At 68.1% G+C, this 24,482-nt stretch carries 28 protein-coding genes and 1 pseudogene; 14 read left to right on the top strand and 15 right to left on the bottom strand.

The genetic code is table 11. The features are described 5' to 3' along the window. Positions 1–35 precede the first annotated feature (35 nt). The 3 genes from CAP_RS54900 to CAP_RS08755 all read right to left on the bottom strand — a co-directional run bounded on the left by CAP_RS54900 (position 36) and on the right by CAP_RS08755 (position 3,954). Positions 36–1,724, bottom strand: a complete 1,689-nt coding sequence (locus CAP_RS54900; protein WP_044238414.1) for a serine/threonine-protein kinase — start codon at positions 1,722–1,724, stop codon at positions 36–38. Between the two features lie 200 nt (positions 1,725–1,924). Then, complete coding sequence (locus tag CAP_RS08760) at positions 1,925–2,296, bottom strand: response regulator (RefSeq protein ID WP_044238411.1); 372 nt, start codon at positions 2,294–2,296, stop codon at positions 1,925–1,927. Next, a complete protein-coding gene (locus tag CAP_RS08755; RefSeq protein WP_081864686.1) occupies positions 2,293–3,954 on the bottom strand; it encodes a DUF7125 family protein in 1,662 nt (553 codons plus the stop codon). Before CAP_RS08755 ends, CAP_RS08760 begins: the two co-directional genes overlap by 4 nt. A 246-nt stretch (positions 3,955–4,200) precedes the next feature. On the opposite strand from CAP_RS08755, the gene CAP_RS08750 reads away from it, so the two are divergent. Both CAP_RS08750 and CAP_RS08745 read left to right on the top strand, forming a co-directional pair. Next, positions 4,201–4,776, top strand: coding sequence for a class I SAM-dependent methyltransferase (locus tag CAP_RS08750; RefSeq protein ID WP_044238408.1), 576 nt, complete (start codon positions 4,201–4,203; stop codon positions 4,774–4,776). Positions 4,777–4,794: 18 nt separating this feature from the next. After that, the gene (locus CAP_RS08745) at positions 4,795–5,694 is read left to right on the top strand and encodes a pirin family protein (RefSeq protein WP_044238405.1); all 900 of its coding nucleotides are present in this window, start codon (positions 4,795–4,797) and stop codon (positions 5,692–5,694) included. Between the two features lie 9 nt (positions 5,695–5,703). On the opposite strand, the gene CAP_RS08740 is transcribed toward CAP_RS08745, so the two are convergent. Together CAP_RS08740 and CAP_RS47760 are read right to left on the bottom strand one after the other, a co-directional pair. Then, positions 5,704–6,099: a hypothetical protein gene (locus CAP_RS08740; RefSeq protein ID WP_156040616.1), complete on the bottom strand. Its 396-nt coding sequence runs from the start codon at positions 6,097–6,099 to the stop codon at positions 5,704–5,706. Between the two features lie 103 nt (positions 6,100–6,202). Then, positions 6,203–6,295, bottom strand: a pseudogene (locus tag CAP_RS47760) (VOC family protein); the annotation flags it as partial. A gap of 303 nt (positions 6,296–6,598) precedes the next feature. Between CAP_RS47760 and CAP_RS08735 the strand changes: the two are divergent. From CAP_RS08735 to CAP_RS08725, 3 genes are all read left to right on the top strand, one after another. Beyond that, positions 6,599–7,351 (top strand): hypothetical protein, encoded by a 753-nt coding sequence (locus CAP_RS08735; protein ID WP_156040615.1) that lies wholly within the window; start codon positions 6,599–6,601, stop codon positions 7,349–7,351. Positions 7,352–7,470: 119 nt separating this feature from the next. Continuing rightward, positions 7,471–8,073 (top strand): ArsR/SmtB family transcription factor, encoded by a 603-nt coding sequence (locus CAP_RS08730; protein ID WP_044238396.1) that lies wholly within the window; start codon positions 7,471–7,473, stop codon positions 8,071–8,073. Further along, positions 8,070–8,897 carry an SRPBCC family protein gene (locus CAP_RS08725; RefSeq protein ID WP_044238393.1) on the top strand — a complete coding sequence of 276 codons (828 nt, stop codon included), beginning with the start codon at positions 8,070–8,072 and terminating at the stop codon, positions 8,895–8,897. The genes CAP_RS08730 and CAP_RS08725 overlap by 4 nt, the downstream gene beginning before the upstream one ends. An 18-nt stretch (positions 8,898–8,915) precedes the next feature. Here the strand turns inward: CAP_RS08725 and CAP_RS08720 are convergent, their stop codons facing one another. Next, a complete protein-coding gene (locus tag CAP_RS08720) occupies positions 8,916–9,848 on the bottom strand; it encodes an aldo/keto reductase (RefSeq protein ID WP_044238390.1) in 933 nt (310 codons plus the stop codon). Next, positions 9,845–10,762, bottom strand: coding sequence for a helix-turn-helix domain-containing protein (locus tag CAP_RS44025; protein ID WP_052374523.1), 918 nt, complete (start codon positions 10,760–10,762; stop codon positions 9,845–9,847). Before CAP_RS44025 ends, CAP_RS08720 begins: the two co-directional genes overlap by 4 nt. A gap of 374 nt (positions 10,763–11,136) precedes the next feature. Between CAP_RS44025 and CAP_RS08710 the strand changes: the two genes are divergently transcribed. Further along, positions 11,137–11,574 carry a GFA family protein gene (locus CAP_RS08710; RefSeq protein WP_044238387.1) on the top strand — a complete coding sequence of 146 codons (438 nt, stop codon included), beginning with the start codon at positions 11,137–11,139 and terminating at the stop codon, positions 11,572–11,574. 5 nt (positions 11,575–11,579) lie between these two features. On the opposite strand, the gene CAP_RS08705 is transcribed toward CAP_RS08710, so the two are convergent. Then, positions 11,580–12,065: an outer membrane protein assembly factor BamB family protein gene (locus tag CAP_RS08705; protein ID WP_044238384.1), complete on the bottom strand. Its 486-nt coding sequence runs from the start codon at positions 12,063–12,065 to the stop codon at positions 11,580–11,582. Positions 12,066–12,208: 143 nt separating this feature from the next. On the opposite strand from CAP_RS08705, the gene CAP_RS08700 reads away from it, so the two are divergent. Both CAP_RS08700 and CAP_RS08695 read left to right on the top strand, forming a co-directional pair. Continuing rightward, the gene (locus CAP_RS08700) at positions 12,209–12,646 is read left to right on the top strand and encodes a GFA family protein (RefSeq protein WP_044238382.1); all 438 of its coding nucleotides are present in this window, start codon (positions 12,209–12,211) and stop codon (positions 12,644–12,646) included. Between the two features lie 91 nt (positions 12,647–12,737). Next, positions 12,738–13,187, top strand: a complete 450-nt coding sequence (locus CAP_RS08695) for a GFA family protein (protein ID WP_044238379.1) — start codon at positions 12,738–12,740, stop codon at positions 13,185–13,187. Between the two features lie 28 nt (positions 13,188–13,215). Here CAP_RS08695 and CAP_RS08690 read toward each other — a convergent pair whose 3' ends face one another. From CAP_RS08690 to CAP_RS08680, 3 genes are all read right to left on the bottom strand, one after another. After that, on the bottom strand, positions 13,216–13,716 hold the full coding sequence (locus CAP_RS08690) for an HNH endonuclease family protein (RefSeq protein WP_231511228.1): 501 nt from the start codon (positions 13,714–13,716) through the stop codon (positions 13,216–13,218). Positions 13,717–13,883: 167 nt separating this feature from the next. Next, positions 13,884–15,149, bottom strand: coding sequence for an AAA family ATPase (locus tag CAP_RS08685; RefSeq protein ID WP_044238373.1), 1,266 nt, complete (start codon positions 15,147–15,149; stop codon positions 13,884–13,886). A 67-nt stretch (positions 15,150–15,216) separates the two neighbouring features. Next, positions 15,217–15,558, bottom strand: coding sequence for a zinc-binding dehydrogenase (locus CAP_RS08680; protein ID WP_044238370.1), 342 nt, complete (start codon positions 15,556–15,558; stop codon positions 15,217–15,219). A gap of 115 nt (positions 15,559–15,673) precedes the next feature. On the opposite strand from CAP_RS08680, the gene CAP_RS08675 reads away from it, so the two are divergent. Together CAP_RS08675 and CAP_RS08670 are read left to right on the top strand one after the other, a co-directional pair. After that, entirely contained in the window at positions 15,674–16,387 is a 714-nt protein-coding gene (locus tag CAP_RS08675; RefSeq protein ID WP_044238367.1) for a hypothetical protein, read from the top strand. Next, the gene (locus CAP_RS08670) at positions 16,384–16,851 is read left to right on the top strand and encodes a hypothetical protein (protein ID WP_156040614.1); all 468 of its coding nucleotides are present in this window, start codon (positions 16,384–16,386) and stop codon (positions 16,849–16,851) included. Before CAP_RS08675 ends, CAP_RS08670 begins: the two co-directional genes overlap by 4 nt. Positions 16,852–17,088: 237 nt before the next feature. Here the strand turns inward: CAP_RS08670 and CAP_RS08665 are convergent, their stop codons facing one another. Both CAP_RS08665 and CAP_RS08660 read right to left on the bottom strand, forming a co-directional pair. Continuing rightward, a complete protein-coding gene (locus tag CAP_RS08665; RefSeq protein ID WP_044238361.1) occupies positions 17,089–17,736 on the bottom strand; it encodes an NHL repeat-containing protein in 648 nt (215 codons plus the stop codon). Between the two features lie 278 nt (positions 17,737–18,014). Further along, positions 18,015–18,974, bottom strand: coding sequence for a LysR family transcriptional regulator (locus CAP_RS08660; RefSeq protein ID WP_044238356.1), 960 nt, complete (start codon positions 18,972–18,974; stop codon positions 18,015–18,017). Between the two features lie 126 nt (positions 18,975–19,100). On the opposite strand from CAP_RS08660, the gene CAP_RS08655 reads away from it, so the two are divergent. After that, complete coding sequence (locus tag CAP_RS08655) at positions 19,101–19,796, top strand: O-methyltransferase (RefSeq protein ID WP_044238354.1); 696 nt, start codon at positions 19,101–19,103, stop codon at positions 19,794–19,796. 70 nt (positions 19,797–19,866) lie between these two features. Here the strand turns inward: CAP_RS08655 and CAP_RS47755 are convergent, their stop codons facing one another. Next, positions 19,867–21,702 carry a GMC oxidoreductase gene (locus tag CAP_RS47755; protein WP_081864684.1) on the bottom strand — a complete coding sequence of 612 codons (1,836 nt, stop codon included), beginning with the start codon at positions 21,700–21,702 and terminating at the stop codon, positions 19,867–19,869. Between the two features lie 193 nt (positions 21,703–21,895). Beyond that, positions 21,896–22,558: a LysR family transcriptional regulator gene (locus tag CAP_RS08645; protein WP_044238351.1), complete on the bottom strand. Its 663-nt coding sequence runs from the start codon at positions 22,556–22,558 to the stop codon at positions 21,896–21,898. Between the two features lie 137 nt (positions 22,559–22,695). On the opposite strand from CAP_RS08645, the gene CAP_RS08640 reads away from it, so the two are divergent. The 3 genes from CAP_RS08640 (at position 22,696) to CAP_RS50060 (ending at position 24,482) form a co-directional block, all read left to right on the top strand. After that, complete coding sequence (locus CAP_RS08640) at positions 22,696–23,313, top strand: isochorismatase family protein (protein ID WP_044238349.1); 618 nt, start codon at positions 22,696–22,698, stop codon at positions 23,311–23,313. A gap of 289 nt (positions 23,314–23,602) precedes the next feature. Next, complete coding sequence (locus CAP_RS08635) at positions 23,603–24,205, top strand: TetR/AcrR family transcriptional regulator (RefSeq protein WP_044238346.1); 603 nt, start codon at positions 23,603–23,605, stop codon at positions 24,203–24,205. 100 nt (positions 24,206–24,305) lie between these two features. Further along, on the top strand, positions 24,306–24,482 hold the full coding sequence (locus tag CAP_RS50060) for a hypothetical protein (protein WP_156040613.1): 177 nt from the start codon (positions 24,306–24,308) through the stop codon (positions 24,480–24,482).

The following is a 24,482-nucleotide window of genomic DNA, read 5'->3' as shown; positions in this document are numbered from 1 at the left end:
AAGCTCGCCCACCCAGGGCGTCCCTCGTGGAGACCTCAGAAGCGGCCATCGAACCCTGCTTTCGGCCTGGTGGTGGTCGCTGGCGGCGGCTCTGCCGGCTTCGACGTCGTCGGCGGCCGCGCCGTGGTCCCGGGAGCTGCAGGCCGCGGCTCGGGCGGCTTCCCCGACGCCTTCACGCTGGGCGCCACGCTGCCCGGCGTCGTCCCCTCGGGTGTCGCGGCGGCGCTCACCGTGCTCTCGGGCGGAGGGCTCCCCACCAGGGCGGCGCCTGCGGGTGACACGCTCACCGACGTCGCAGGCTCGCCCACCGGCGTCACTGCTCCCCCGGGAGCCCCGGGCGCAGTCTCGGACACCGGCGCGACGGAGCCGGACTGCGACGTCTCCTCGCCCCCGTCGCTGCTACCCAGCATCCGCGTCCCGAAGACGGCCGCCAGCGCCAGGCAGGACAGCGCACCGACCACGATCCCCACCGCGATCGCGCTCCTGCCGCGCCGCGGCGACGTCGTCCCCCCGAGATCGTTCGACCTCGCCGAGATCCCCACGGCGGCGATGGACGCCCCCTGCAGTGGCCGCAGCGCACCGGGTCCCTGCACCACCCCCGCAACGAGCGGCGCGGGCGTCGAGGACCCCGGCATGAGCGGCCCTGGGACCGACGGCAAGGCGGCCCGGTCTCCGGGCCCCGACGGCGTGCGCACCAGCTCCCCGGGCGACGACTGCATCGGCCCCGACTGCATCGGCCCCGACGGCGCAGGCACTGATGCCGACGGCACCGACGGCGACGGCATCACCCCGAACTGCGGCACGGACAGCACCGGACTCGACGCCCGCGCCCGCACCTCTCGCGCATGCCGCACGGCCTGCTGCATCGCGCTCGCGTCGGGCCAGCGCTGGTCGCGCGCGAAGGCGAGCGCCCTGTCGACCACCGCGCACACCTCGAGGGGCATCCCCGGCGCCACCTGCCCGAGCGGCGGCGCTTGCTTCGTCATCGACGCGAGCAGGAGCTTCTGCGCCGTGTCGCCGTCGTGTACCAGCCTCCCCGTGAGCAGCGAGAACATCGTCGCCCCTGCGGCCCAGAGATCGGTGCGCCCGTCGACCTCGCTCCAGCTCCCCATCGCCTGCTCCGGCGGCATGAACGCTGGCGTCCCCATCAGCGACCCCTCGCGCGTCTCTCGTCCCGACGCCTGCACCTCGCGGACCCGCGCGATGCCGAAGTCGAGCACCTTCAGCTCCCCGGCCATGGTGAGGAACAGGTTCTCGGGCTTCAGATCGCGGTGCACGATCCCCTTGCTGTGCGCCACGACGAGCAGTCCGAGGAGCGCGTCGGACATGGTCAGCACCTCGTCCACGCCGAGCCGCCCCTCCTGGCGCATCATCGCCATCCGGTCGAGCGTCGCCCCTTCCAGCAGCTCCATCACCAGGAAGACCGAGCCGTCCTCCGCCACGTCATCGTCGAGCACCCGCACCGCGCCCGGGTGGTCCACCCGGTTCGCCACGTAGCCCTCGCGCAGGAAGCGCTGGCGCACGTCGTCGTTCGCGCTGAACTCGAGGTGCAGCATCTTCACCGCGCCGCGCATGCCGTTGCGGTGACTCGCCTTGTACACGGCCGCCATCCCGCCGACGCCGATCAGCGAATCGAGCCGCCACTTCTCGCGCAAGATCTGGCCGACCCGAGCCTGCGCTCGTCTCGCGACCGACGTCTCCAGCTCCGGCGAGCTGCTCGTCATCGACGCACAGCCCCCTTCTCGGCGTGCAAGCAACCCATGGAACCGCAGATATAAACGGGGCCGCCGCTCCTGTCATCGCGCATGCAGGGAAGTCCCTACAGCCTCCCCGGAAACTCCCTCCCCGAGGGTTCCAGACCACAGACTGCCGCCGATCCCGCTCCCTCCGCGTTGAAAGCCTGCTCCGGCGCGCCGGCCGGTCGTCAGGCGCTCTCTGCTTCCGTGGGGCTGCCGATGAGCTTGTGGACGCCCTGGAGGAGCGCCGAGATGTTGAACGGCTTCTGGATGAACATCTGCCAGCCGGGGTTGGCCTCCCTCGGTTTGACGGCGCTCATCATGATCACCGGCAGGTGGCTGTAGCGCGCGTCGCCCCGGATCCTGCGCAGCAGCTCCAATCCGTCCATCACGGGCATCATGATGTCGAGCAGCATCAGGTCTGGCAGCCCCTGGGCCAGCTCCTTGAGGCACTCCGCGCCGTTGCTGCAGAGGCGCACCGCGTAGCCCTCCACCTCGAAGATGGCGGAGAGCGCATCGGCGATGTCGAACTCATCATCGACGATGAGAACCGTCTTCACGATCGCCTCCCGGCCACGCCGCGCGTCGGCCCCTTGCGCCCCCCCTTCGTCACCTTGCGCACGCTGGCGCTCTCCCTGCTGCCTTTCCGGGTGCGGCTCCGCGCGGGGCTCGCCTGCCGCCCGCGTTCCCTGCCCCTCGTGGCCCGCACCTCCTGCCCCGAGAGGATCGCCTCGGCGCTCTCGAACGACGGCGCCACCTCGATCCCTCGCGAGGTGATGTGGAACTCGCGCGCCGCGGCGTCGTAGTCGCTCTCCCGCATCTTGCGGATCGAGAGGATCCGGTGGAGCTGCGAGCGGACCTCCACGTTCCTGAGCACGAGGATGTTCTCCACCACCGCCGCGAGGTCCTCGTCGGGGAGCTTGATCTCGGTGCGGAACAGATCGGCCTCTTCGGCGAAGATGGTGGTCACGTCCAGGTTCCGCAGCTCGTGGGTGAGCGCCGCGAAGAAGCGCGGCAGTCGCTCAGGGTAGAATAGCGCGCTCTTGAAGCCTGCGAACCCATCGATGAACACCCGGAGCCTCTCGACCTTGCGCTCCCGGATGCGCTCGAGCAAACGTTCGGCCAGCTCATCGACGTAGTGCTCCAGGGGTGGCTGCCACTGCACCTCGATGAGCCCCTCCTGACAGTAGGATTCGAGGTCGATCCCCACGTCCCGAGCCTTCTCAAGGAGCCGCGGAGGCGTCTCGAAGAACCCGAAATACACCCCTGGCTGCCCCTGGCTGGCGCCGTGCGCCAGGAACTGCAACCCCAGGATGGTCTTCCCCACCCCTGGCGGCCCGAGCACCATCGTCGTGGAACCAGAGACGATGCCGCCGTGCGTCATCTCGTCGAGCTCGGGGATCCCGAACGGCATCCGGATCCGCTGCTCCCCGGCGCGGGACGGTGGCCTGTTGAACTGCACCTCGGTGCGCGGGTGGATGATCATCCCGTCGCGCCCGATCTCCATCTCGTGCCGCCCCGCCAGGCTCTCGCTCCCGCGGAACTTGTGCACCGTCAGCTCCCGGACCGCGCGCGGGCCCAGCAGTGAGTGGCTCAGCTCCAGCACCCCGTCGACCATGGTGTTCTCCGCCTGCGTCCGGCTCGGGCTCGTCGGCGTGAGCAAGAGCACTGTGCAATCGAGCAACCCGGTGAAGGCCTGCAGCTCCCGCAGGAACTTCTGGAAGCCGAGCGGCTTCTCTGCGTGCGCCTCCACGGCCTGGGTGCCGTCGATCACGGCGAGGGTCGCCTTGCTCTCCCGGATGAAGCGGCGCAGGAGATCCTGCAGCCCGTCCAGCCCCTGCTGCTCCAGCACCGAGAACGCGTTCACGAACTGGATCGAGGTCCCCACCCGGTCCGGCGCGAAGAAGCTCATCGGGCGGATGTGCAGGAGCATCCGCGCGTGCGACTCCGCGAGCAGCGTCACGTAGATCGCGCGCCCTCCCGTGCTCGCGTGGTGGAAGCAGAGCTGGTTGCCGAGCAGCGTCTTGCCCGACCCTGGCGGCCCCATCACGCTGTAGATCCCCCCCCGCAGGAAACCGCCGCAGAGGATGCTGTCCAGCCGATGGATCCCCGTGCTCAGGCGCGGCACGCCGTCCTCCTGCACCTCGCCTTCCCCGTCCCACCTCGCGCGCCGGCTCTCCTCGGTGCGCGGCTCCAGGTCCATGCTCGGTTCAACCATGGAACCACCTGCACGGCCGTCTCGACTGATTCACGCCTCTCTGACTCGATTGCCTTCGTCTCATCGTCGTGCTCGGGAGAGTCCTCTCCGCGGTTCACGCCTTCAGTCAGGTCGCGTCGCGGAGCGGGTCACGGGAGGACTGCGGTTGTGTGTGGGACGCTTTCGCAAGCGTTATGCCACCACACCGCACGGTACCTGTGAATCGACGTGACAGCACGCCAGCTCACCCTCCAACATCCCGCGCCCATGGATGACGACCGTATCCGGTGGAACGCGCGCTGGCGCGAGCGCGGCCAGGGGCACCCCGAGCCCGACCCCCCTTCGTCGCTGGTCACCGCGCGCGCCGACCTCCTGCCCACCCGCGGGCGCGCGCTGGACATCGCCGGTGGCGCAGGTCGGCACGCCTTGTGGCTCGCCCGGCGCGGCCTCGACGTCACCCTCGTGGACATCTCCGAGGTCGCCCTCGACCTCGCGCAGCGCGCCGCAGGGCAAGCCGGGCTACCGCTCCACACCCTCCAGCGTGACCTCGAACGCGAGCCGCTCCCCGAGGGCCCCTGGGATCTCATCCTCTGCTTCCATTACCTGCAACGATCCCTGTTCCCGCGGATCCCCGCCCTCCTCGCCCCGGGTGGCGTGTTCCTGATCGTGCACCAGACGCACGGAAACCTCCTCCGCCACGAGCGCCCCAGCGCGCGTTTCCTGCTCGCTGACGGCGAGCTCCCCACCCTCGTCGGGCTCGCCCTCCGGGAAGTGCACTACGAGGAGGGCTGGCTCGCCGAGGGCCGCCACGAGGCCGTGCTCCTCGCCACCAACCCGCCGTGACATCATGCCCGGCCCACCATGCTCCAGCAGGTCATCAACCCCCGAAACGCCGACATCGGCAACGGCTTCGCGGTCCGCCGCATCCTCCCCTTCCGCGCCCGCCGCATGGTCGGCCCCTTCATCTTCCTCGACCACGGCGGCCCCATCGACCTCCCACCCGACCGCCTCCGCGCCCTCGACGTCCTCCCCCACCCCCACATCGGCCTCTCCACCGTCAGCTACCTGTTCCGGGGAAAAATTACCCACCGCGACAGCACCGGCGTCGAGAAGGTCATCCGCCCTGGTGACGTGAACTGGATGACCGCGGCCCGCGGCATCTCCCACTCCGAGCGCTTCGAGGACCCCGACCCTGGCGACACCGGCACCTTCGAGATGGTCCAGAGCTGGTGCGCCATGCCCGAGGCCGACGAGGAGAACGCACCCAGCTTCTTCAACGTCCAGGCCTCCGACCTGCCGTTGGTCGAGGAGCGCGGCCTGTGGATGCGCCTCATCGCGGGCCACGCCTTCGGCCTCAAGAGCTCCGTCCCCGTCCTCTCGCCCACCTTCTACCTCCACGCCGAGGTCCAGCCAGGCGCCAAGGTCCCCCTTCCCCACGAGCACAGCGAGCGCGCCGTCTACATCGTCAAGGGCAGCGTCGAGACCGGAGGCCACACCTACACCGAGGGCCAGCTCCTCATCTTCGCTCCTGGCATCGCCTCGCGCGACACCCCCGCCCTCACTGCCACCGCCCCGAGCACCCTGATGCTCCTCGGCGGCGAGCCGCTCGGCGAGCGCTTCATCTGGTGGAACTTCGTCTCCTCGCGCAAGGAGCGCCTCGACCAGGCGAAGGCCGACTGGAGCCAGGGCCGCATCCCCCTCCCCCTCCACGACGACGCCGAGTTCATCCCCCTGCCCGAGGACCGGCTTCCCCCCCGCTGAAGCGCAGGCTCACGAGCCCCAGCGAATCTTCCAGCTCCCGTCCTCCTGCTGGCGGATCCCCTCGAAGAAGGTGTGGTGCGTGTCGATGCCCTCGAACCACTCGCTCTGGTGGCGCGTCTTCAGCTCCGTCGCCTCGATGGCAGCGATGAGGTCGCGCACCGTGAAGCGCTTGCCATCGGGGGCGCGGTGGCGCACCTCGTCGCCATAGCCACGCAGCCGGATCTCGGGCTCGTCGAAGGCCACCTGGTCCATCTCCTCCGGCGTGAGATCCCGGAGGTCGTCGTTCTCGAAGACCGAGGGGTGCAGCTTCAGAGACTTGATGGTCGCCGTGGGCGAGGCTTTCTGGTTCATGAGCCCCTCGGCGATCTGCTCCGTGGGCTCGCTCAGCCTGATGCGCAGGCTCATCGAGAGCCTGTTAAAGAACTCCAGAGACATCCGGACGGCTCCTCTCGCTCACTTCAGGAGGGAATGCTCAGGTCTGATAGATCTGGATGAAATTGCCGCAGGTGTCGTCCTTCTTCACGAAGCCGAGGACCTCCGTATAGAACTTCAGCGCCTTCTCCTGGTCGCTCACGAGAATGCTGCACAACTGGATCTTCATGGTCCCTCGCTGCTCGTGTGGCTCGCTTCGAGACCTGCGGCTCGACACCCCGCATCCCGCCAGTACGCTGCCCACCCCACGCGCACCGCACAGGACGGCCAGACCGCGGCGCCACCTTACTCGTTCTTGCGAGCCACGCAATCCAGTCTGAGCTGGCCGCAGAAGACCCGTCTACTTTCCAAGCAGTTTCAACCACCTGGAGGCTGATGTCTCGTTCGTCGACAGCGCCACCCTCCATGGGCACACTCCTCACGCACAGGACGCCGCGGCAGCTGCATTGCCACCGCAAAGGAGTTATCCATCATGAAATCATCCCTGAGTTCGGCAATCACCGGCATTGTTACTCTTGGCGTGAACCTGCTGTTCACCGCGGGTTGCGGCGGAGAAGCCCCGCGCGACACCGCGGAGGGCGTGGACATGCAAGCGTTCGCCTACCGCTACCTTCACGAAGAAGTGGACGACGCGACCTCGCAGCGCATCATGCAGCAGATTCGCGCCTTCTCGCCTGACGAATACAACGAGTTCCAGGATGCATTGCGAGAACTCCAGCCCCAAGTCGACGATGGCCTCGACTGGCTCGTGGATGAACTCCGCTACGAGGCTGACCTGCGGGGCATGAAGACCATCGACCTGACCCACGCCGACGCGCCAGAGGTCATGACAGCGATCAAGGCGCGCAGAGCGCTGGCGCAACCCGCGCAGGACTCTCTCGCTTGCGGTCCTCTTCAGGTATCTTGCCAGAGCGTCAAGTTCGGGGGCCACGCGCCGGGTGGCTCGTGCGGCTGGGGCTGCGTCAGCGCGTCCGGGAGTGACCGGACGTCCAACTCCCCCTGCGAGGATTTCGCCTGCGATCACAGGATCTGGTTCAACGGCCTCTCCCAGGTCGTGGATGGGAAGACCGCGGCCGCAGACTGCGTCATCCTGCATTACGGCGGCTTCGCCAGCCGTTATGCGAACGGACGCACGGAAGTCGTGGTCGGCGTGGAGGGTCCGCTCGTGTGCGGCATCCTCTTCGACGTGACCGGTGTGCTCCAGCGGGAGTTGCAAGTCTGGTGACCACGATCCGTTCGCGTCCCTCCCCCCCTCGACCCGCCTGAACCAGGACCCGTCGCCTTCCCCGGGGAACCCCGCGCGTCGTCCTTGACAATAAAAGTTGTCAACCTCAGGATGCCCCCGTGCTCGACGTCGAAGTCATCGAGGATCCAGCGGCGGCGACCGTCGCCCTCGACCCCGTCCGGAGCCGCTTGCTCTCCGAGCTGGCGACGCCGGCCTCCGCGGCCACGCTGGCCACGCGCCTCGGCATTGCGCGCCAGAAGATCAATTACCACCTGCGCACCCTCGAAGCGCATGGCCTGGTCAAGGTGGCCGACAAGCGCCAGTGGGGCGGACTCACCGAGCGCTTGCTGGTCGCCACCGCGGCGTCCTACGTCGTGTCCCCGGGCGCGCTCGGCCCTGCCGCCACCGACCCGGAGCGCACCGCAGACCGCCTCTCTGCGGGTTACCTCATCGCCCTCGCCGCCCGCGTCGTCCGCGAGGTGAGCGCCCTCTTCCGCGTCTCGCGGGCCGTCGACAAACGCTTGCCCACCCTCTCGCTGGACACCGAGATCCGCTTCCGCTCCCCCGCGGAGCGCGCCGCGTTCACCCGCGATCTCACCAGCGCCATCACCACCCTCGTCGCGCGCTACCACGACGACGCGGCCCCTGGTGGCCGGGCGCATCGCCTGGTCATCGTCGCTCACCCCTTGCCCACGAAACCCACCACCCAGGAACCCTCATGAGCGTGAAGAAAGAAGCGTCCGGACGCCGATCGGTCAAGGTCGAAGTCGAGGTCCCCGGCACCCCCGAGCAAGTCTGGCAAGCCATTGCCACAGGGCCCGGCATCTCCGCCTGGTTCGTCCCCACCGAGCTCGAAGAGCGCGAAGGCGGCGCCACCACCTCCCATTTCGGCCCCGGCATGGACTCCCACGCGGTCATCAAGACCTGGGAGCCCCCCCACCGCTTCACCGCCGAGGAGCGCGACATCGGCCCCGAGTCTCCTGTCGTGGCGACCGAGTGGATCGTCGAAGCGCGCTCCGGCAGCACCTGCGTCGTCCGCGTCGTGCATAGCCTCTTCACCGACACCGACGACTGGGACCGCCAGCTCGAGGGCTGGGAGTCCGGCTGGCCGGGCTTCTTCAAGATCCTCCGGCTCTACCTCACCCACTTCCGGGGCCAGCCGAACGCCACCTTCTACGTCCGCGGCGCCGCCTCCGGGCCTGCCCCCGAGGCCTGGCGCCACCTCCTCGAGCCCCTCGGCCTCGCGGGCGCCACCGCCGGCCAGCACTGGCGCGCCCCCGCGGGCGTCCCCCCGCTCGGCGGCACCATCGAGGAGGTCGTCGAAGGCGATCACAACATTCTCCTCCTCCGGCTCGACGCGCCCACCTCCGGTATCGGCTACTTCTTCGCCCACCCCATGGGCGGCCAGGTCTACATGGTGCTCGGCTTCTACCTCTACGGCGCCGACGCCGCCGCCACCGCCGCCCGCGACGAGCCCGCATGGAACGCCTGGCTGACCGAGCGCTTCAAGCCCGCCGCCGACGCCAACCTCTCCCCCACGGCCTGAGCCTCCCCGGGCCGCCGCTCAACCGCCCGCCCGCGCCTCGCGCGCCATGGCCTCCACCTCGTCCCGCGTCAGCCCGATCGCGCGCGCCGCCCAGTTCTCCTCCAGGTGCGCGATCGAGCTGGTCCCCGGGATCGGCAGCATCACCGGCGAGCGCGCCAGCAGCCACGCGAGCGCGATCTGCGCCGGCGTCGCCCCATGCCTCGCCGCGGCCCCATCGAGCGCCGGGTGCGCCTTGCCGAGGTTGCCAATCGCCAGCGGAAAGAAGGGCAGGTACGCGATGCCGCGCGCCTCGCAAGCGTCGAGCACCGCATCCGGCGCATCCACCTCCGCGTGCGTCGCCTGGGCCAGAGCCCCGAGCCCACCCCCCACATTGTAGAGGTTCTGCACCGCCACGATGGGTGTCCGCTCGAGCGCCTCCAGGAGCTCCGCCGTGCCCACGTTGCTGAGCGCGATGTGCCGGATCTTGCCCTCCTTCTGCAGCGCGATCATCCCGTCGAGCGACTCCCGGAAAGGCACGCCCGCGCCGGGCATGTAGCGGAAATGCACCACGTCGCACCGCTCCAGCCGCAGCGTGCGCAGGTCCTCCTCGCACCCCTCCCGCAGCTCCTCCGGCCGCGCGAACGGCACCCAGGACCTGTCCGGCAAGCGCTTGCCGCCGAGCTTCGTGGCGATGACCAGGTCCTCCGGATACGGATGCAGCGCCTCGGCGATGAGCCGGTTGGCCACGTGGGGACCGTAGAACCAGGCGGTGTCGATGAAATTGATGCCCAGCGCCACCACCCGCCGCAGCAGAGCGCGCGCGTGCTCGAGATCCTCGGGCTCGCCCCACACGTCCTTGCCGGGCAAGCGCATGGCCCCGTAGCCGAGGCGAACGACGTCGAGATCGCCGAGACGGACGGTGGCGGGCAGGGTGGCGAAACCGTGGTTCTTCTTCGAGAGATCGTCGCTCATGCCCGGGAAGGTAGCTGCGGCGCCCGGGCGCCACTTGGGCGATCCTGGCGCCGCATCGCGCGCGCGAACTTGCCGGGCGTCGTGCCGAGGATGCGGCGAAAGTGGCGGTAGAGCTGGCTCTCGTCATAGAGGCCCACCGCCTGCGCGGCGCTGGCGCCCGTCATCCCCGTCGAGAGCAGCTCCGCCGCGCGCGCCACGCGCAGGTGCGTCAGGTACTCGTACGGAGGCACCCCCAGCTCGGCGCGGAAGGCGCGCATCAGGTGGAACTTGTCGGCGCCCGCGTGGGCGGCGAGCGCGTCGAGGGTGACGGGCTCGGAGACGTGCGCGCGCAGGTAATCGCGGGCCAGGCGCACCGCCCGCGGGGCCCTCTCGCGCACCCGCACCTCGCCGCGCTCCGTGCACGTGGCGAGCACCTCCGTGAGCGTCTCCGTCACCAGCGCCTCCAGCTCCAGCGTGGCAGGCCCGCGCGCCGCCAGCGCCCCGTGCATGGCCATGGCGAGCGCCGTGGCCCTGGGCGCGCGCCCAGGCTCGACGGGCACGAAGTGCACCGGGCGACGGATACCGAGCAGGCCCGCGGCTTCCTCCACCATCTCCGACGTGAACCCGGCGCCCTGAAGCGTGACAGGGGCGTGCAAGCGCACGTCGCGGTGCACTTCACCGGGCTCCTTGAGCTTGAGAGCGCCGGCCGTGAACGTGCGCACGCCGCCCTGGTACCAGCCGTCGAAGGCGCCCTGCAGGATCACCACGACGCCGTAACGCTCCGAGTACGTGGTCAGCGGGCGTGACGCGTCCTCGAGGCGGAACATGCTGAGCCCCTCGATGCCCTCGGGCTGCCAGCGCTCGATGCGCGGCCCCTCGTCCCGCGAGCGCCGCCGCGCCGTCCCCACGACAGCCTGGGCAGAGCCGTGTCCCATGGCCTGACCATAGCCGACACCGGCCCCATCGACTTGGGCGATGTTGGCGGAAAGGCGCAGCGCTCCCCCGGCCACCGATCGATCCAGGCGGCCTGCGTGTGCGACGCATCGAAGCGCCAGACACACCTGCCCGACGTGCGTTCGTAGGCCACCACCACACCGCCCACGGCTGCGATCACCAGCGGGCTCACCACAGGAGGATTCCGGTACATGCGCGCCACCGTAGCCCGCCCCTCGTCCCCACGGACAGATCGCGGCCCTGACAATCCTGACATATCGCTGTCATCGACAGTCGTTAGCCTCCTTCTCCAGACTGCACGACGCACCAACGCGACCCACCAACGCGATTCACCAACGCACGAGGATCACCCCCCATGGAACAGCACACCGACGCCCCCCGCGCTGACAAGAAGAAGCACACCGGAAGCTGCCATTGCGGCAACCTCCGCTACGAGGCCATGATCGACCTGAGCGCGGGCGGCAGCGGCTGCAACTGCTCCATCTGCACCAAGCTGAACGGCATGTGGGCCTACATGAAGCCCCACGAGTTCACCCTGCTCTCCGGCGAAGACAGCCTCGGCGCCTACGCGTGGGGCAGCAAGGTCGGGGCGCGGCACTTCTGCAAGAACTGCGGCGTCCAGTGCTTCAGCCGCTGCAACCTGGAGTTCATGGGCGGCGACTTCGTGTCGGTCAACATGAACACCCTCGACGACATCGACCCGAGCACCGTGAAGCCCCACTTCTGGGACGGCCGCCACGACAACTGGCAAGCCGGCTCCCGCGACACCCCCTGGCCCATCTTCACCCCCTGACCCCGTCAGCGCCGGTCCGCCTGCGTCGCGCGCCCCGGCACCGCGACGGAGACCGGCATCGTTATCCCTGCCGCATGCGCCCCGTCGATGGGCTGCTGCCACATGAACGCGCCATTCTCCAGCACGAACGCGAAGAGCACCGTGTTGTGCGCGATCAGCACCTGCCCCGCCTCGATCAGCACCGTGGCCGTGTAGTACCCCACGTTCGCCCCGGTGGTCACCTCCTGCTGCCAGAGGTGCCGCCCCGTCAGGTAGTCGAGGCAATTGATCTCGGCGAGCCCGTCCGCGGCCCACATGCTGTCCACCATCTTCGCGCTCACGCAGATCACCCGCTGGTCCTCCACGTGGCACAGCGTCACCCCGTGATTGGCCCCCCTGCGCGTGGCCTCGAACGTCCATACCCGCCTCCCCGACGTGCGCTCGTAAGCCGTGACAAGACCGCCCACGGCCGTGATCACCAGCAGGCTTGCAGCAGGAGGATTCCGGTACATGCGCGCCACATTACCCCGCCCCCATCCTCCCCGGATAGACTCCCGCCGCCCCGACGACCCCGAGACCTCCCTGTCATCGGCGGTCGTCAGCATCCCTGAGCCGCACCACGCAACCACGCACGAACGCACGAGGACCGAACACCATGGCCCAGCACGCCGACGCCCCCCCCGCCGACAAGAAGAAGCACACCGGAAGCTGCCATTGCGGCAAAGTCCGCTTCGAGGTCCTCGCCGACCTGAGCGGCGGCGGCAACCGGTGTAACTGCACCCTCTGCACGAAGCTGAACGGCACCTGGGTCTACACCGCCCCCGCCGAGTTCACCCTCCTCAGCGACGAAGACACCTGCAGCACCTACGCGCAGCCTGGCCGCGCCGCGAAGCGCTACTTCTGCAAAGCGTGCGGCGTCCACCTCTTCGGCCGCGACCACCTCGAAGAGCTGGGCGGCGACTTCGTGGCCGTGAACCTGAACTGCTTCGACGACCTCGACCCGAGCACCGTGACCCCCCACCACTGGGACGGCCGCCACGACAACTGGGAGGGCGGCACCCGCGACACCCCCTGGCCCATCTTCACCACCTGACCCCCGCCCACTGACAATCCTGACACATCGCTGTCAGACCGAGCCGTTAAGCTCCTCCTCGTAACCCACGCACGAACGAGGAGCGCACCCCATGGACCAGCACGGCGACACCCCCCAGCCCACCGCCCCCGCAGCCAGGACCAAGCACCGCGGAAGCTGTCACTGCGGCAGCCTCCGCTACGAGGCCCTGATCGACGTGAGCGAGGGCGGCAGCCGCTGCAACTGCTCCATCTGCACCAAGCTGAACGGCATGTGGGCCTACGTGAAGCCCGACGAGCTCACCCTGCTCTCCAGCGAAGACACCCTGGGCACCTACGCATGGGGCGGCAAGACCGCGACGCGCTACTTCTGCAAGCAGTGCGGCATCCACTGCTTCGGCCGCGGCCACCTGGAGGAGATGGGCGGCGACTACGCCTCGGTCAACATGAACACCCTCGACGACCTCGAAGTCAGCACCGTGAAGCCTTACTTCTGGGACGGCCGCCACGACAACTGGCACGCTGGCTCCCGCGACACCCCCTGGCCCATCTTCACCACCTGACCCCCTCCCCACCCGGCGCCAGCCCTCGTTACAACTTCGCCTCTATCACCCCGAGCATCTCAGGGAGCTGCACGCTCCATTGTTTCATCCACGCCTGGAAGAACTCAGCACGCGCGGAGCGCCCGTACTGGTTCGGTGCCGCTTTCCGCTGACGATCACAAAAGGCCTTCCAGGCAAGCTCCCGCAGTTCGGGAAGGTCTCCTGAATTCAGACCGAGCGTCTTCTCGACATCCTCTTGCAACTTGGGATCATCGGACGTGATGAAGAGGCCCTTACGGGAGCCGCGGCGCTCGTACCGCAGGCGAGCGCAGGAGGCATTCACGGTCGGGTCGACGGTCAGCGCCGTCGACCCCTGGGCTGCGTCGCAGCTCGTCGTCCACCACCCCGAGCGCTGCCCACCGTCGCACGAGCCAAGGAGATTCTTCCACAAGAGGGCCTCCGAAGGCTTCGCCTTGATCGGCGTACGATGGGCAATTTTCATCGTGGGCTCACCAATCGCGTCACGGGTATCGGGGTCGATGCGACGCATGCAGAAGGCGCAAAGTCGCCCCTGCTCTCTCGCGAGAGCGGCGCGCACGCGACCTTTGTCGATCTGATCGAAAGCGGCCCGCGCACGCGCAGTCGTGGAGAGGTCTGTCGTGGGCGCGGCCCGCGTCTCCGTGACCGTCGCTGGCTCCGCAGCCTTCACGAGGTGCCTCACGGAGACACCTCAGGGGCGTCCTCCGGAGGCACGAGCTGCTGATAGAAAAAGACGTCAGGGTCCTCCCCCTCGATCATGGTGGATAGCTCGTGAATGAGACGGCGCGCCTCTTCGTGGCGGTCCGCATCGACGGCATCACGCAGCAGGTTCAACTTCGCCGCGATCTCGGGAGGCCGCCCCGGATCCGCGAAGGCCGCCTCCAGGATGCGGTTGGTGTCGCGTCGCCAGGTCCCGCGGTCCAGCGTCCGTAGCTCGAAACGCTCCAGAATGCGGACGTCCGCCGCGTGCAGCGAAGAGAGCACCTGGGGTGAGTGCGTGCTGACGATGAACTGGACCTGGGGGAACACCCGCCGCAGGCGCGGCATGATCTCACGCTGGAGACCTGGATGGAGATGTAGCTCGACCTCGTCGATCAAGACGACCGCAGGGCGCTCGAACGGCCTGGCCTCCTTCGGTGCCGCGAGCGCCATCCGCCGTGCGAGATCCCCTGCCAGCGCCAGCAGGCACTTCTCACCGTCCGAGAGCTGGGCGACGTCGAGCCGCACGCCGTTCACCTCGACGCTCATGCGCTGCGGCCGCCGCTCGATGCGGATCTTGCGGGCGTGGGGCAGGAGCGCCTCGATCGCCTCGCGCACGGCCGGCAGCGGTGACGGCGTGGCCACTTCTTCCCCGGAGACCTCCTGCTCATTGAGGATGTCTTCTTCTTCGCGAAACCATTCGAAGAAACCCCGGAAATTGCTCGCCCCGCCTTCGAGCGCGCCCTCGTAGGCGCTCAGGGCGTCGAACTCGTGGGGGGTGCGAATCCGGGCGGGGATGTCGAGTGCGCTCCGGTTCGTCGGGAAGTAAACGACGACCGGCAGGACGGGTGAGCCGCTCGCGATCGAGGCCTGCGCGGCCGCCACATGCGCCTGCAGCGCGTCGAGTGTTGTCGGCGCCCCGGGCGGGTGCCCTTGCAACGTCCTCGCCACGCTCCACTGGACCTCCTGCCCGCCGAGTTCCGCCGTCAGCGATAGGTGCGCTGTCGAGGCTCCGATCCTGACGTCGCGGTCCCGCAGCGCGATCTCTCTGGGCTCTTCGGGCTCTTCGGGCTTTCCCGAGCGGATACCCTCCACGAGGCAGGAGAGCAGAAGCGCAAGTGCATCGAGGAGCGAGGTCTTGCCGGCCCCGTTGACGCCAACGAGCGCGATGACATCCGACGAGAGGTCGAGATCGAGGCTCTTGAAGCCTCGATAATCTCGGATGGAGAGGCTGGTGAGCTTCATGGCGTTGCCGGCGTGAGCATATACATGAAGGGGTTCCGCAGGTCGTGGACGTACTCTCGGACAGCCCTCACGTCAGCACCACGATCTTCCCCCCCGCCCTGTTCTCCTCCATGCACCGGTGCGCCTCCGCGATCTCATCGAGCCGGAACGTCCTCCCGATCTGCACCCGCAGCGCCCCCTCCGCGACCTGCTGCACCAGCGCATCGAACGGCATCCTCATGAAATCCTCCACGTCCCCCGAGTAACTCGAATGCTCCTGGCGCGTGAACAGCTCCGACCGGTTCACCCCGAAGGCCTTCACCCGGATCAGCGCCTCCCCCACCCGCGGCACGGGCACCGGCACCTCCTCGATCTTCAGCACCTCCGGCCCGCCCGGCGCGCGAATCACCGCCGCTTTCATCGTCGCCATGACGCGAAGCCTAGCCTCGCCCGCGACCCTGCGGCCATTCCCATCCGGGCTCGCGCCCCCTGCCAGCCCAAGCCGCCTTTCATCCACCCCTGCACCTTCGGCTACGCTCCCCTCCATGACCTTCTGGCGCAGGTGGTTCGGCAAGCGCGACGCAGCCTCCTCGTCCCCTCCCGGCGCACGCCCTGCTCCCACGCCGCTCCAACCTCCACCCCTTCCGCGCCCCACCGTCCTCGACCCCGAGCCTCGCCTCGTCACCACCATCGTCGAGGGCCCTGGCGGCACCTCCGGCTTCTTCGAGCGCGCCTTCGACCCTGCCACCGGCACCGTCGAGCTGCGCTACGCCCACCGCGAAGACCTCCCCGCCTGGATGGACGGCGTCCCCGTCCCGCTCGTCCCGGGCAAGGGCATCCCCACCCACACCTACGTCACCCTGCGCGCCATGAAGCAGCTCGGCATCGGCATCGGCCAGGCACGCGCCTTCCGGCTCCGCGCCATCCACGAGGTCGCCTCCATCGTCCACCTCGACTGGCTCACCGCCCGTCATCCCGGCGTGCCCCTCGGCGAACTCGCCAGGCAAACCCACTCCTTCGCCTACGCGGAGACCCCGATCATCCAGTCCGGCCACCGCATCGTCTCCGCCCACGTCGACACCTCCCGCGCCACCCGCCGCCCCATCGGTGACCTCATGACCCACGACGAACGCATGGCCGCCGACCCCGCCGCCCTCCGCACCACCCACGACGCGGTCCTGGCCCGCCACCAGCGCACCCGCGACGACGTGATGCTCATCGGCTACGACCTCTACCTCGCCGTGGAGCCGCAACCGTGAGCCCCAGCGCCCCCCGCATGCTCCACCTCGTCTCGGCCGGCACCTTCTCCAGCCAGGCCGTGCAAGCGTTCCTCGACGACCTCCAGGACGACCTCCAGACCCGCGCCGACCTCCCCGAACTCACCCTCGTCGACGGCCGTACCGCGCTCGACGGCATCGACCTCACCGCCGCCCCCACCGTCCTCCTCAACGCCGACCGCGCCGAGGTCATGGATCTCCTCGCCCTCCACCCCCTCGCCGCCGCCGTCGAGAAGTACGCCCTCTTCGCCTGGTGGAAGCACCGCGGCACGCGCCCCGGCGCCTTCTGGCTCCATGGCCACCTCCCCGTGGCCCGGCGCCTCGGCCCCGACATCGTCGAGAGCCCGCTCTACCGCACCGATGCCCACGGCGCCTTCGGCTCCGAGCAGAGCCCCGGCCTCCCTGACCTCCTCGCCCGCTACCTCGCCGCCTTCACGCGCCCCTGACCGCCTCTGGCGACGACGTCAGTGGCGCTCTGCCTGCGCAGCCCGCCCTGGCACAGGCTCGCGCCCCACGTGGCCTCTCGCTGCGGCGGCGCTCCGCGTTTGCTCCCTGGGCCATTGGCCTCCCCGCTCTGCACGTCCTCTCCGAGGACCGCGTGCACCGGCGACACCGAAGCGGTGTTCGTCGGTGGTGCGCCATTGCGGGTATCGGCGGTGCCCTGAAGGCCGTTGCCGATGGCATCACTTGGCCACGCGCATCACCCTGCCGCCGCCGCTCTCGGTCCAGTAGATGTGGGTGTCGTCCTGCTCGATGGCACTGGTGATCCGCTGGCCGCTTTTGAGAACGATGGGGGGGTCGCCTCCGGTCTTGCTCTGCATGGCGGTGATGCCCCCTTCGCCCTCGGTCCAGTACACGTTCTCCTCGTCGACCACGATGTCGATCGGATCTTCCGCGTCGGCGATGGCGAAGGCGGCGCCGCCGCCTTCGCGGGGCGCCCGGGTGATCGCCCAGCCTTCGGCGTCTGCCGAGTAGATGTGGGATTCGTCGAGGGCGATGCCCAGAGGGCCCATCTGGTGGGCCACCTGCTGGGCAGGCATGCCGTTCAGGGGGATCCGGAACACGTGGCCCGCGAACTGGTCGGCGACGTAGACGGCACCATCCTCGACCACGATCTTCCAGGGCGCGAGGAAGCCGGTGTAGAGGGTCTCGGCAGGGCCGCCCGCGAGCGGTGCCCTGCGGAGGCTGCCGTCGGGGGCCTGGGAGGCCCAGTAGACGTGGGTGCCATCCACGGCGATGCCGACCGGCAGGTCCTCACCATCGTGGAGCACCTCGAGCACCTCGCTCTGCTTGGCGAAGCGGACCACCTGGCCTCCATCGTAGGTGGCCATGTAGACGTGAGGTGTCTTGGTCGACGACCACGTTGCCGCCACAGGCGGCGAGCACCAGCAGGGGCCACGTGGCGAGGTGCGCGAAATCAGCCTTGTTCATCCTGGTCTCTCCATGGTTCCAGGGCCACCGGTGCCGCTGGGTGGATTGGGAGCAGCGAACAGGATACCCGGTCCGCTCACTTGAAGGCGCGCATCACCCGGTGGCCGTCGGCCTCGGTCCAGTACCCGAGCGGACTTCCTTCACCCCCACGAGGGGCAGGGCGTTGTCCTGAGACACCTCAGCGCTTGTGGCGACGGTTTCGGTGGGTGGTCGAGGAGGAGCGCGGGCGGCCAGCGGCGGGCTGTAGTCTCGGGCCTACCTCTCGTGCGCTCTCGATCAGCGCTCGCACCACGGGCGCGTCGGCTTCCTTCGCGCGCCACGTGACGAATTCACTCAGGTTGATGTGGAGATCTTCGACAGGCCGCCACACCGCCGAGGTTGGCGGAACCAGGTCCGAGGCCTTCTCCGCGAGGAAGGTGACCGCGTCGCCGATCACGACCAGAGCCAGGAGCGCCTCCAGATCGAGCACCTCCGCCGTCCCGCGCAGCGTGACGCCTTGCGCGCGCGCAGCCGTGATGATGTCCGCGTGGAGGCTCGGGTAGAGCTGACGTGGCTGGAGCAGCACGCGCTCGCTCTCGAGATCTCGGAGCCGGATCTTCGCGAGCCGTGAGAGTCGATGCTCGCGGGAGAGAAGCAGCCCGAGTCGGTCACGGCTCATCTCCAGGTAGCTCAGGGCGTCGTCGCTGGGTGCGTAGGCACCGTAGCCGAAGGCAATCGTCCCCTGCCGCAACGCCGTCCACTGCTCGACGCTGCTCAGGGGGACGAGTTGCAGGCCCACACGGGGCGTTCGCTTTCGAAACGCCGCGACGAGGGAGGACAACACCCCCATGAAGGTCGCTCCCGTTTCAAAGCCGATGACCACGGTGCCGAGCTTGCCTTCGGCGACCCCCTTGGCTTCGTCGACGGCCGCGTCGACGCTCGCGAGGATTCCCTGAGCTCTCTCGGCAAAGAGCCGACCTGCGGCGGTGAGCTTGATCCCACGCCCCGCGGGCTCGAAGAGCGCGACGCCCATCTCCTCCTCGAGGTCCTTCATCTGCCGGCTCAGCGGAGACTGCGAGACGTGGAGCCTGGTGGCGGCCCGGCGGAAGCTCTGCTCCTCGGCGATCGTCACGAAGTAGCGCAGGTGTCGGAGTTCCATGGGCTCGAGACCGTTGCTATGAAGGTATCATAGGAGAGCAATCTAGGTCTTGGACGAATCGATGCGGGACACGTACCGTGGGCTTCCATGAACGCCATGAATTCGAATTCCCCGCGCCTGGTGGCAATGAATTCCCTCGAGCAAGGTCCTGTAGCCGACACGCTGCGCCGCCTTTTTCAGGAGGCGGAGGCCGCGGACGGCAAATTGATGGAGGAGCATTCGGCGCGGGGCGGCGCGCCTGAGGATTATGTGGGAGAGCTTGTGGAATCCGAGAAGAAGGATCTGCGAGGAACATACCGCGCATTCGCGGATCATTTCCTGAATGTGTCCCCGGAGTTCGGCCGCATGCTCTATCTCTGTGCCCGGGCCCGAAATGCTCAGCGTATCGTCGAATTCGGAACATCCATGGGCATCTCCGCAATCCATCTCGCCGCGGCGCTTCAGGACATGGGGCGCGGCGGAACGCTGATCGGCACGGAGCTCGAGCCTGGCAAGGTGCAACGCGCGCGCGCCAACATCGAGGCGGCAGGCCTGGGGGAACGCGTCGAGATCCGCGAAGGCGATGCCCGCGATACCTTGACCCAGCTTCCCGGCGAGGTCGACATGGTGCATCTGGATGGCGCCTTCACGCTCTACATGCCGATCCTCAAGCTCATCGAGCCTCACCTCAAGATCGGCGCCATGATCCTGGCGGAAAATGCGTACGAGCAGGCCGGCGACTACCTCGCCTACGTCCGAGATCCCTCCAGCGGCTATGGCTCCTTGCCTCTGCCCTTCGAACAGTGGCGTGGAAACGAGTTCACCGTCTATCTCGGGCGATAGGCGGCTCGTGCCAGCCATCTCCAGGGTCCATTACCCCCTCAGGTCTCGCTCGTTGGTTGCCGTGAAGGGTTCAAAGTCGCTGGGCGATGGCCTCCGCAATCATGATTGTCGTCACATTCGTCGGCGCCGAGACGATATCCGGCATGATCGAAGCATCGACGACGTGGAGGCGTTCCACGCCGCGCACCGCGCCATTCCTGTCCACCACCGCGGTCGGATCGCTGTCACTGCCCATGGGAACGGTGGAGGTCGGGTGGGAATAGCCGTCCACCTGCGCGAGGATCGCCTTCTCGAGCGCAGCGTCATCCTCCACGTCGACACCCGGCGCTATCTCGAACGCGATCGTATCGCTGAACGGCGCGGTGCGACCGATGCGGCGCGACAGCCGCACGGCCTCCTTCATGCGCCGAAGGTCGCTGGGATCGTCGAAGAAGTTGAATCGGATGAGCGGCATGACCCGCGGATCCCTGCTCGCGAGGCGGATCGACCCGTTCGACCTGGGCAGCGTCACGGCGCAGGCCAGCACGATCGCGCCGCCGGTCGGGCTTTGCGCCGGATCGAAGATGTGCGTGCCAGAGAGTTGCAGATCCAGCTCGTCGGGGCCGGCCTCGCTGGAGTTCGTCCAGATGATCGCGCCAGCAACTGGGGTCATGGCCCCGGCCTCGGGCTTCAGCGCGTAGACGTTGTAATAAAAGGGATGCTCCTTGAGCCGCTCGCCCACGGGAGCATCCACGACGACGGGGACACCAAGCGCCCGCAGGTGCGCTGACGGTCCGATGCCCGACCGCATGAGGATCGCGGGGCTGCCGTACGCGCCGGCAGAGAGGATCACCTGCCCGGCCGCAATGGTCTCCCCGCTCGCGAGGCGAATGCCGGTCGCGCGCCGTCCGTCATGCAGGACGGTGTCGACCTCTGCGCCACCCATGATCGTCAGGTTCGGCCGGCGCCGAACCTCTTCCGTCAAATACGCGATGCCGGTGTTGACCCGCTTCTCGTCGACGACGTTCAGCGGATAGGGCGAAACGCCGTCCTGCTCGGCGCCATTGAAGTCACTCACCCGCTTGAGGCCAACGGTTTCAGAAGCCAGCACGAAGGCGAATTGCCGGGAGTCATCGAGCAGGCGCTCGTCCGCCCCGACCTGCACGAACAACGGCGGCAGGCCGGTGAGATCACCGTGGAGCGGCGAAGCCATGGAATCGGTCGCGGCGAGGGCTCCCCTGTACTTGAGGGCGCAATCCTGCAGGTAGTCGTGGCCGATCAGCGGATCGACGACGGCTGGATCGGTCATCGAACGACCGGTGAAGGCAAGATCTACCCAGGGCGAGAAGACCACGCCCGCGATCGGCTTCGGGCCGCGCGACGCCTTCGTCAGCGCGGAAAGCGTGACGAGCGAGAGGCCGCCGCCCGCGGAATCGCCGACGATCGCGATCCGGTCGCAGCCGCTCTGGACCATGTAGCCCCATGCCCTCAGCGCCGCAGCCGGCGCGGCTGGCAGGGTCGCTTCAGGTGCCAGCGGATAGTCGATGACGAAGGCAGGGACGCCCCTGCGACTGACGATCTGGCTGACGAAACCGCGATAGGCCCTGGCATTGCCCTGCACATAGCCGCCGCCATGGATATAGAGAATCGCCTCGCCGGGGGTCGCCTCGCGCGGCCGCACCCACCAGCCATGAACGGCGTCGGTATCGACCTCTTCGAGCGTCACATCGTCCGTCAGCGGGCTGCCCGCGACGAAGGTGTCATAGACATCTCTCGGCGCGCCGGTGGCTCTCGCCCAGAAGGTGGCGAGCTGCTCGCGCAATGCCTTCTCACGTTCGCGCTCGATCGGTGAGACCCAGCTCACGGCCGCTTCGGTGAACTCATTTTGCAGCAATCCAGCGTTCTCGATCTTCGCGATGTTGCCCATTTCAGTGACTCCGGCACCGGCTTTATCGATCGGTACTCTCAAGGATCGCCGCCCGGCCGAGAAGTCACCGTGTTCTGGACTCAGCGTCCAGCAGGACGAACGCTGACGGGCCCTCCGCGGACGACTGTGCGCAGAGGCTCATCCTGGTTCGGCGTCCCGCGATGACACCCATCGGCTGCGACGCGCGCAGTCGCTACATCAGTACCGTCTTCGGAAGCTCGGCCGCCAGATGGTCGAGGAAGGCGCGAACCGATGGAAGCAATCCTTGCCTGTAAGGGATGAGCGCGGTGAGGGTGGAGTCTCCGGCGATCCAGCCAGGAAGCACGCGCTCCAGATGGCCCGACCGAACAGCGGATCGGCAGATGTAGCCGGGCAAAGCGACGATGCCGAGGCCTTTGATCGCGGCCTGCTGGAGGCCGACCATGTCGTCGCTCAGCAATCTCGGCGTCAACGGAACGACGATCTCATCCCGCTTCTGCCGCGCATGACGCAGGCGCCACACCGGTTCGACGCCAGCTCGCATCATGAACAGCGAGGGGTGGTTCTGGAGATCCTGGGGGCTCTTCGTACAGCGGACGGTCCCGGTCGGCTCGGTCAGGCGGTTGCGAATCGTGGTCTCGGCGAGTTCCGCTTCGCGGAGCATCACCACCGCATGACGATAAAAGTCCTCGCCCGCGTCGGTCATGCCGAACCGGCGCGAGGTGCGGTTGAGCAGCCGCACCCCAAGTTCGGATTCGAGCTGCTGGATGCGGTGGCTCAGCGTCGATTTGGGCACGCGGAGGGTTCGACCGGCCGCCGTGAATCCCCCGCGATCGACCACCTGGACGAAAAAGTAGAAATCGTTCAGATCGCGCATTCACCACACCTCATCGTCCATCACATCGGACGATGCGTTGCGTTTTCAAGACTTTTCGGTCAGGCGTCCAGCCCTTAGGTATTCCCCCGACACGAACCGTGCTCGTGATCGGAATCTGAAACCTGCTGGAGAACACCATGACGACCCGCACCTATGAACCGCTGAACCAGGACAACGCCGCTGTCATCCTGGTCGATCACCAGGTCAATCTCATGACCGGCGTGCGCGATTACGAGACTGGCGAGTTGAAGCACAATGTCGTGGTGCTGGCGAAGGCCGCGAGAGCCCTGGGCCTACCGATCGTCGCCACCAGCACCGCGCGCGACAGCCTGTGGGGACCGACCTTCCCGGAGCTGGTCGCGGCGCTGGACGGCATCGCGATCCTCGATCGTTCTTCGGTCAATGCCTACGATGACGCGCGCGTCGCCGCGGCGATCGAGGCCACCGGCCGCAAGAAGCTGATCTTCGCCGGCATCTCGCTCGAAGTCTGCGCGGGCTTCCCGGCCATGACTGCCGCGGCGCGCGGCCACGACGCCTATGTGGCGGTCGACGCTTCGGGCACGTTCAGCAAGACCAAGCACGACGTCAACTTGCTCCGTCTGAGCCAGGCTGGCGTCATCCTCTCCGACTACGCGACCCTCATGGTCGAGATCCTCAAAGACAACGCCCGGCCGGAAGCGGGCCCCGTCTACGACGCCCTCGACATGCCCTGGGCCAAGCTCGTCGGGCAGATCGTGGCCAGCTACGCCAGGTAAGTGTCGCGCCGGCGCGACCTCGCCCCCCGAGGGAGCCCCCCGAGGTCGACGGGTGCCCGTGGGCCGTGTCAGGCAGGCGCGGCTCACCTCCATCCCAACGCAAGCGCCCGGTGGTCGCCATCGTGACTGGGCGCTGCCCGAGGCCGTAGGAGGTCTGCTCGCACGCACTCGGAGGTTGACGATGGCGACGCGAGCGGAGCATGTGAACACCCCAACATTTGCGAAGTGCACAGCGCCCCGCTGCGTTCGCACTTGACCTTCCTGATGATAAATATCAGGATAGTTATTAATGGCTCGGCAGCGCAACATCACGGACGAGCAGATCCTTGAGCAGGCGCGCGCATGTTTCCTGGAGCACGGTGCCGGCATCTCGACGACCGTGATTGCCGAGCAGCTCGGCATCTCCCACGGAGTGCTCTTTCAGCGTTTCGGCACCAAGGAGCAGCTCTTGCGGGCCGCCCTCTTGCCGAGCCCGGAGCAGCCATGGCTCGAGCGCGCGCGCTCAGGCCCGGACGACCGCGACGTGCAGACCCAGCTCCGCGAACTCGCCATGGAGATCTCGGCGCACCTCGAGCGCATGGTGCCGTGCCTGGCGGTGCTCCGCTCCGCGGGCGTGCATGTCGATCCCGGGGTCGAGCGACCCGAGGACCTGCCGCCCGTCCGCGCGCGGCGTGAGGTCGCCGCATGGTTCGAGCGCGCCTTCACACGGGGGCTTTTGCGCCCGGTGCCGGCGGAGCACGCTGCCGACCTTTTCCTCGGCGCGCTGCACTTCCGGCCGTTTCACCAGCACCTCTCGCGTCAGCGCTTCGAACCCGCCGAGAACCGCGCCTACGTCGAGTTTGCCGTCGAGGTGCTCTGTCGAATGTTCGCGCCCGAAGCGAAGACCAGGTGATTCCAGAGTAACGTACCGACAGCGCCCGGCCGCCGCCCGCGGCCGAATGACGCTGCTGCGCCGGGTTCGATGCCTTCTGCCAAAGCGAAGGAGGACGCCGATGAACATGGATGTGATGGATCTGTTTGCTGTGGCCTCCGTGGTCTCTGCGGCCCAGGAGACTGGGCTCCTGCGGGCCCTCCACTCCGGGTCGAAAACAGCGCTCGCGTACAAGGAGGCGTTCGGTGGGCCCGCCGTGCCGCCCGGCGCCATTGGTGCCCTGCTGGCAAGGAGGTGA

Source organism: Chondromyces apiculatus DSM 436, assembly GCF_000601485.1.
Classification (GTDB): Bacteria; Myxococcota_A; Polyangia; order Polyangiales; family Polyangiaceae; genus Chondromyces; species Chondromyces apiculatus.
The sequence above is the reverse complement of the archived record's forward strand: the minus strand, read 5'-3'. Positions and strand labels throughout refer to the sequence as shown.

Excerpts from the sequence above, each read along its gene's own strand:
- CAP_RS54900 (WP_044238414.1), bottom strand. The coding sequence starts at position 1,724 with ATGACGAGCAGCTCGCCGGAGCTGGAGACGTCGGTCGCGAGACGAGCG.
- CAP_RS08755 (WP_081864686.1), bottom strand. The coding sequence starts at position 3,954 with ATGGTTGAACCGAGCATGGACCTGGAGCCGCGCACCGAGGAGAGCCGG.
- CAP_RS08750 (WP_044238408.1), top strand. The coding sequence starts at position 4,201 with ATGGATGACGACCGTATCCGGTGGAACGCGCGCTGGCGCGAGCGCGGC.
- CAP_RS08745 (WP_044238405.1), top strand. The coding sequence starts at position 4,795 with ATGCTCCAGCAGGTCATCAACCCCCGAAACGCCGACATCGGCAACGGC.
- CAP_RS08740 (WP_156040616.1), bottom strand. The coding sequence starts at position 6,099 with ATGAGCCTGCGCATCAGGCTGAGCGAGCCCACGGAGCAGATCGCCGAG.
- CAP_RS08735 (WP_156040615.1), top strand. The coding sequence starts at position 6,599 with ATGAAATCATCCCTGAGTTCGGCAATCACCGGCATTGTTACTCTTGGC.
- CAP_RS08725 (WP_044238393.1), top strand. The coding sequence starts at position 8,070 with ATGAGCGTGAAGAAAGAAGCGTCCGGACGCCGATCGGTCAAGGTCGAA.
- CAP_RS08720 (WP_044238390.1), bottom strand. The coding sequence starts at position 9,848 with ATGAGCGACGATCTCTCGAAGAAGAACCACGGTTTCGCCACCCTGCCC.
- CAP_RS44025 (WP_052374523.1), bottom strand. The coding sequence starts at position 10,762 with ATGGGACACGGCTCTGCCCAGGCTGTCGTGGGGACGGCGCGGCGGCGC.
- CAP_RS08710 (WP_044238387.1), top strand. The coding sequence starts at position 11,137 with ATGGAACAGCACACCGACGCCCCCCGCGCTGACAAGAAGAAGCACACC.
- CAP_RS08705 (WP_044238384.1), bottom strand. The coding sequence starts at position 12,065 with ATGTACCGGAATCCTCCTGCTGCAAGCCTGCTGGTGATCACGGCCGTG.
- CAP_RS08700 (WP_044238382.1), top strand. The coding sequence starts at position 12,209 with ATGGCCCAGCACGCCGACGCCCCCCCCGCCGACAAGAAGAAGCACACC.
- CAP_RS08695 (WP_044238379.1), top strand. The coding sequence starts at position 12,738 with ATGGACCAGCACGGCGACACCCCCCAGCCCACCGCCCCCGCAGCCAGG.
- CAP_RS08690 (WP_231511228.1), bottom strand. The coding sequence starts at position 13,716 with ATGCGTCGCATCGACCCCGATACCCGTGACGCGATTGGTGAGCCCACG.
- CAP_RS08685 (WP_044238373.1), bottom strand. The coding sequence starts at position 15,149 with ATGAAGCTCACCAGCCTCTCCATCCGAGATTATCGAGGCTTCAAGAGC.
- CAP_RS08680 (WP_044238370.1), bottom strand. The coding sequence starts at position 15,558 with ATGGCGACGATGAAAGCGGCGGTGATTCGCGCGCCGGGCGGGCCGGAG.
- CAP_RS08675 (WP_044238367.1), top strand. The coding sequence starts at position 15,674 with ATGACCTTCTGGCGCAGGTGGTTCGGCAAGCGCGACGCAGCCTCCTCG.
- CAP_RS08665 (WP_044238361.1), bottom strand. The coding sequence starts at position 17,736 with ATGGCCACCTACGATGGAGGCCAGGTGGTCCGCTTCGCCAAGCAGAGC.
- CAP_RS08660 (WP_044238356.1), bottom strand. The coding sequence starts at position 18,974 with ATGGAACTCCGACACCTGCGCTACTTCGTGACGATCGCCGAGGAGCAG.
- CAP_RS08655 (WP_044238354.1), top strand. The coding sequence starts at position 19,101 with ATGAATTCCCTCGAGCAAGGTCCTGTAGCCGACACGCTGCGCCGCCTT.
- CAP_RS47755 (WP_081864684.1), bottom strand. The coding sequence starts at position 21,702 with ATGGGCAACATCGCGAAGATCGAGAACGCTGGATTGCTGCAAAATGAG.
- CAP_RS08645 (WP_044238351.1), bottom strand. The coding sequence starts at position 22,558 with ATGCGCGATCTGAACGATTTCTACTTTTTCGTCCAGGTGGTCGATCGC.
- CAP_RS08640 (WP_044238349.1), top strand. The coding sequence starts at position 22,696 with ATGACGACCCGCACCTATGAACCGCTGAACCAGGACAACGCCGCTGTC.
- CAP_RS08635 (WP_044238346.1), top strand. The coding sequence starts at position 23,603 with ATGGCTCGGCAGCGCAACATCACGGACGAGCAGATCCTTGAGCAGGCG.
- CAP_RS50060 (WP_156040613.1), top strand. The coding sequence starts at position 24,306 with ATGAACATGGATGTGATGGATCTGTTTGCTGTGGCCTCCGTGGTCTCT.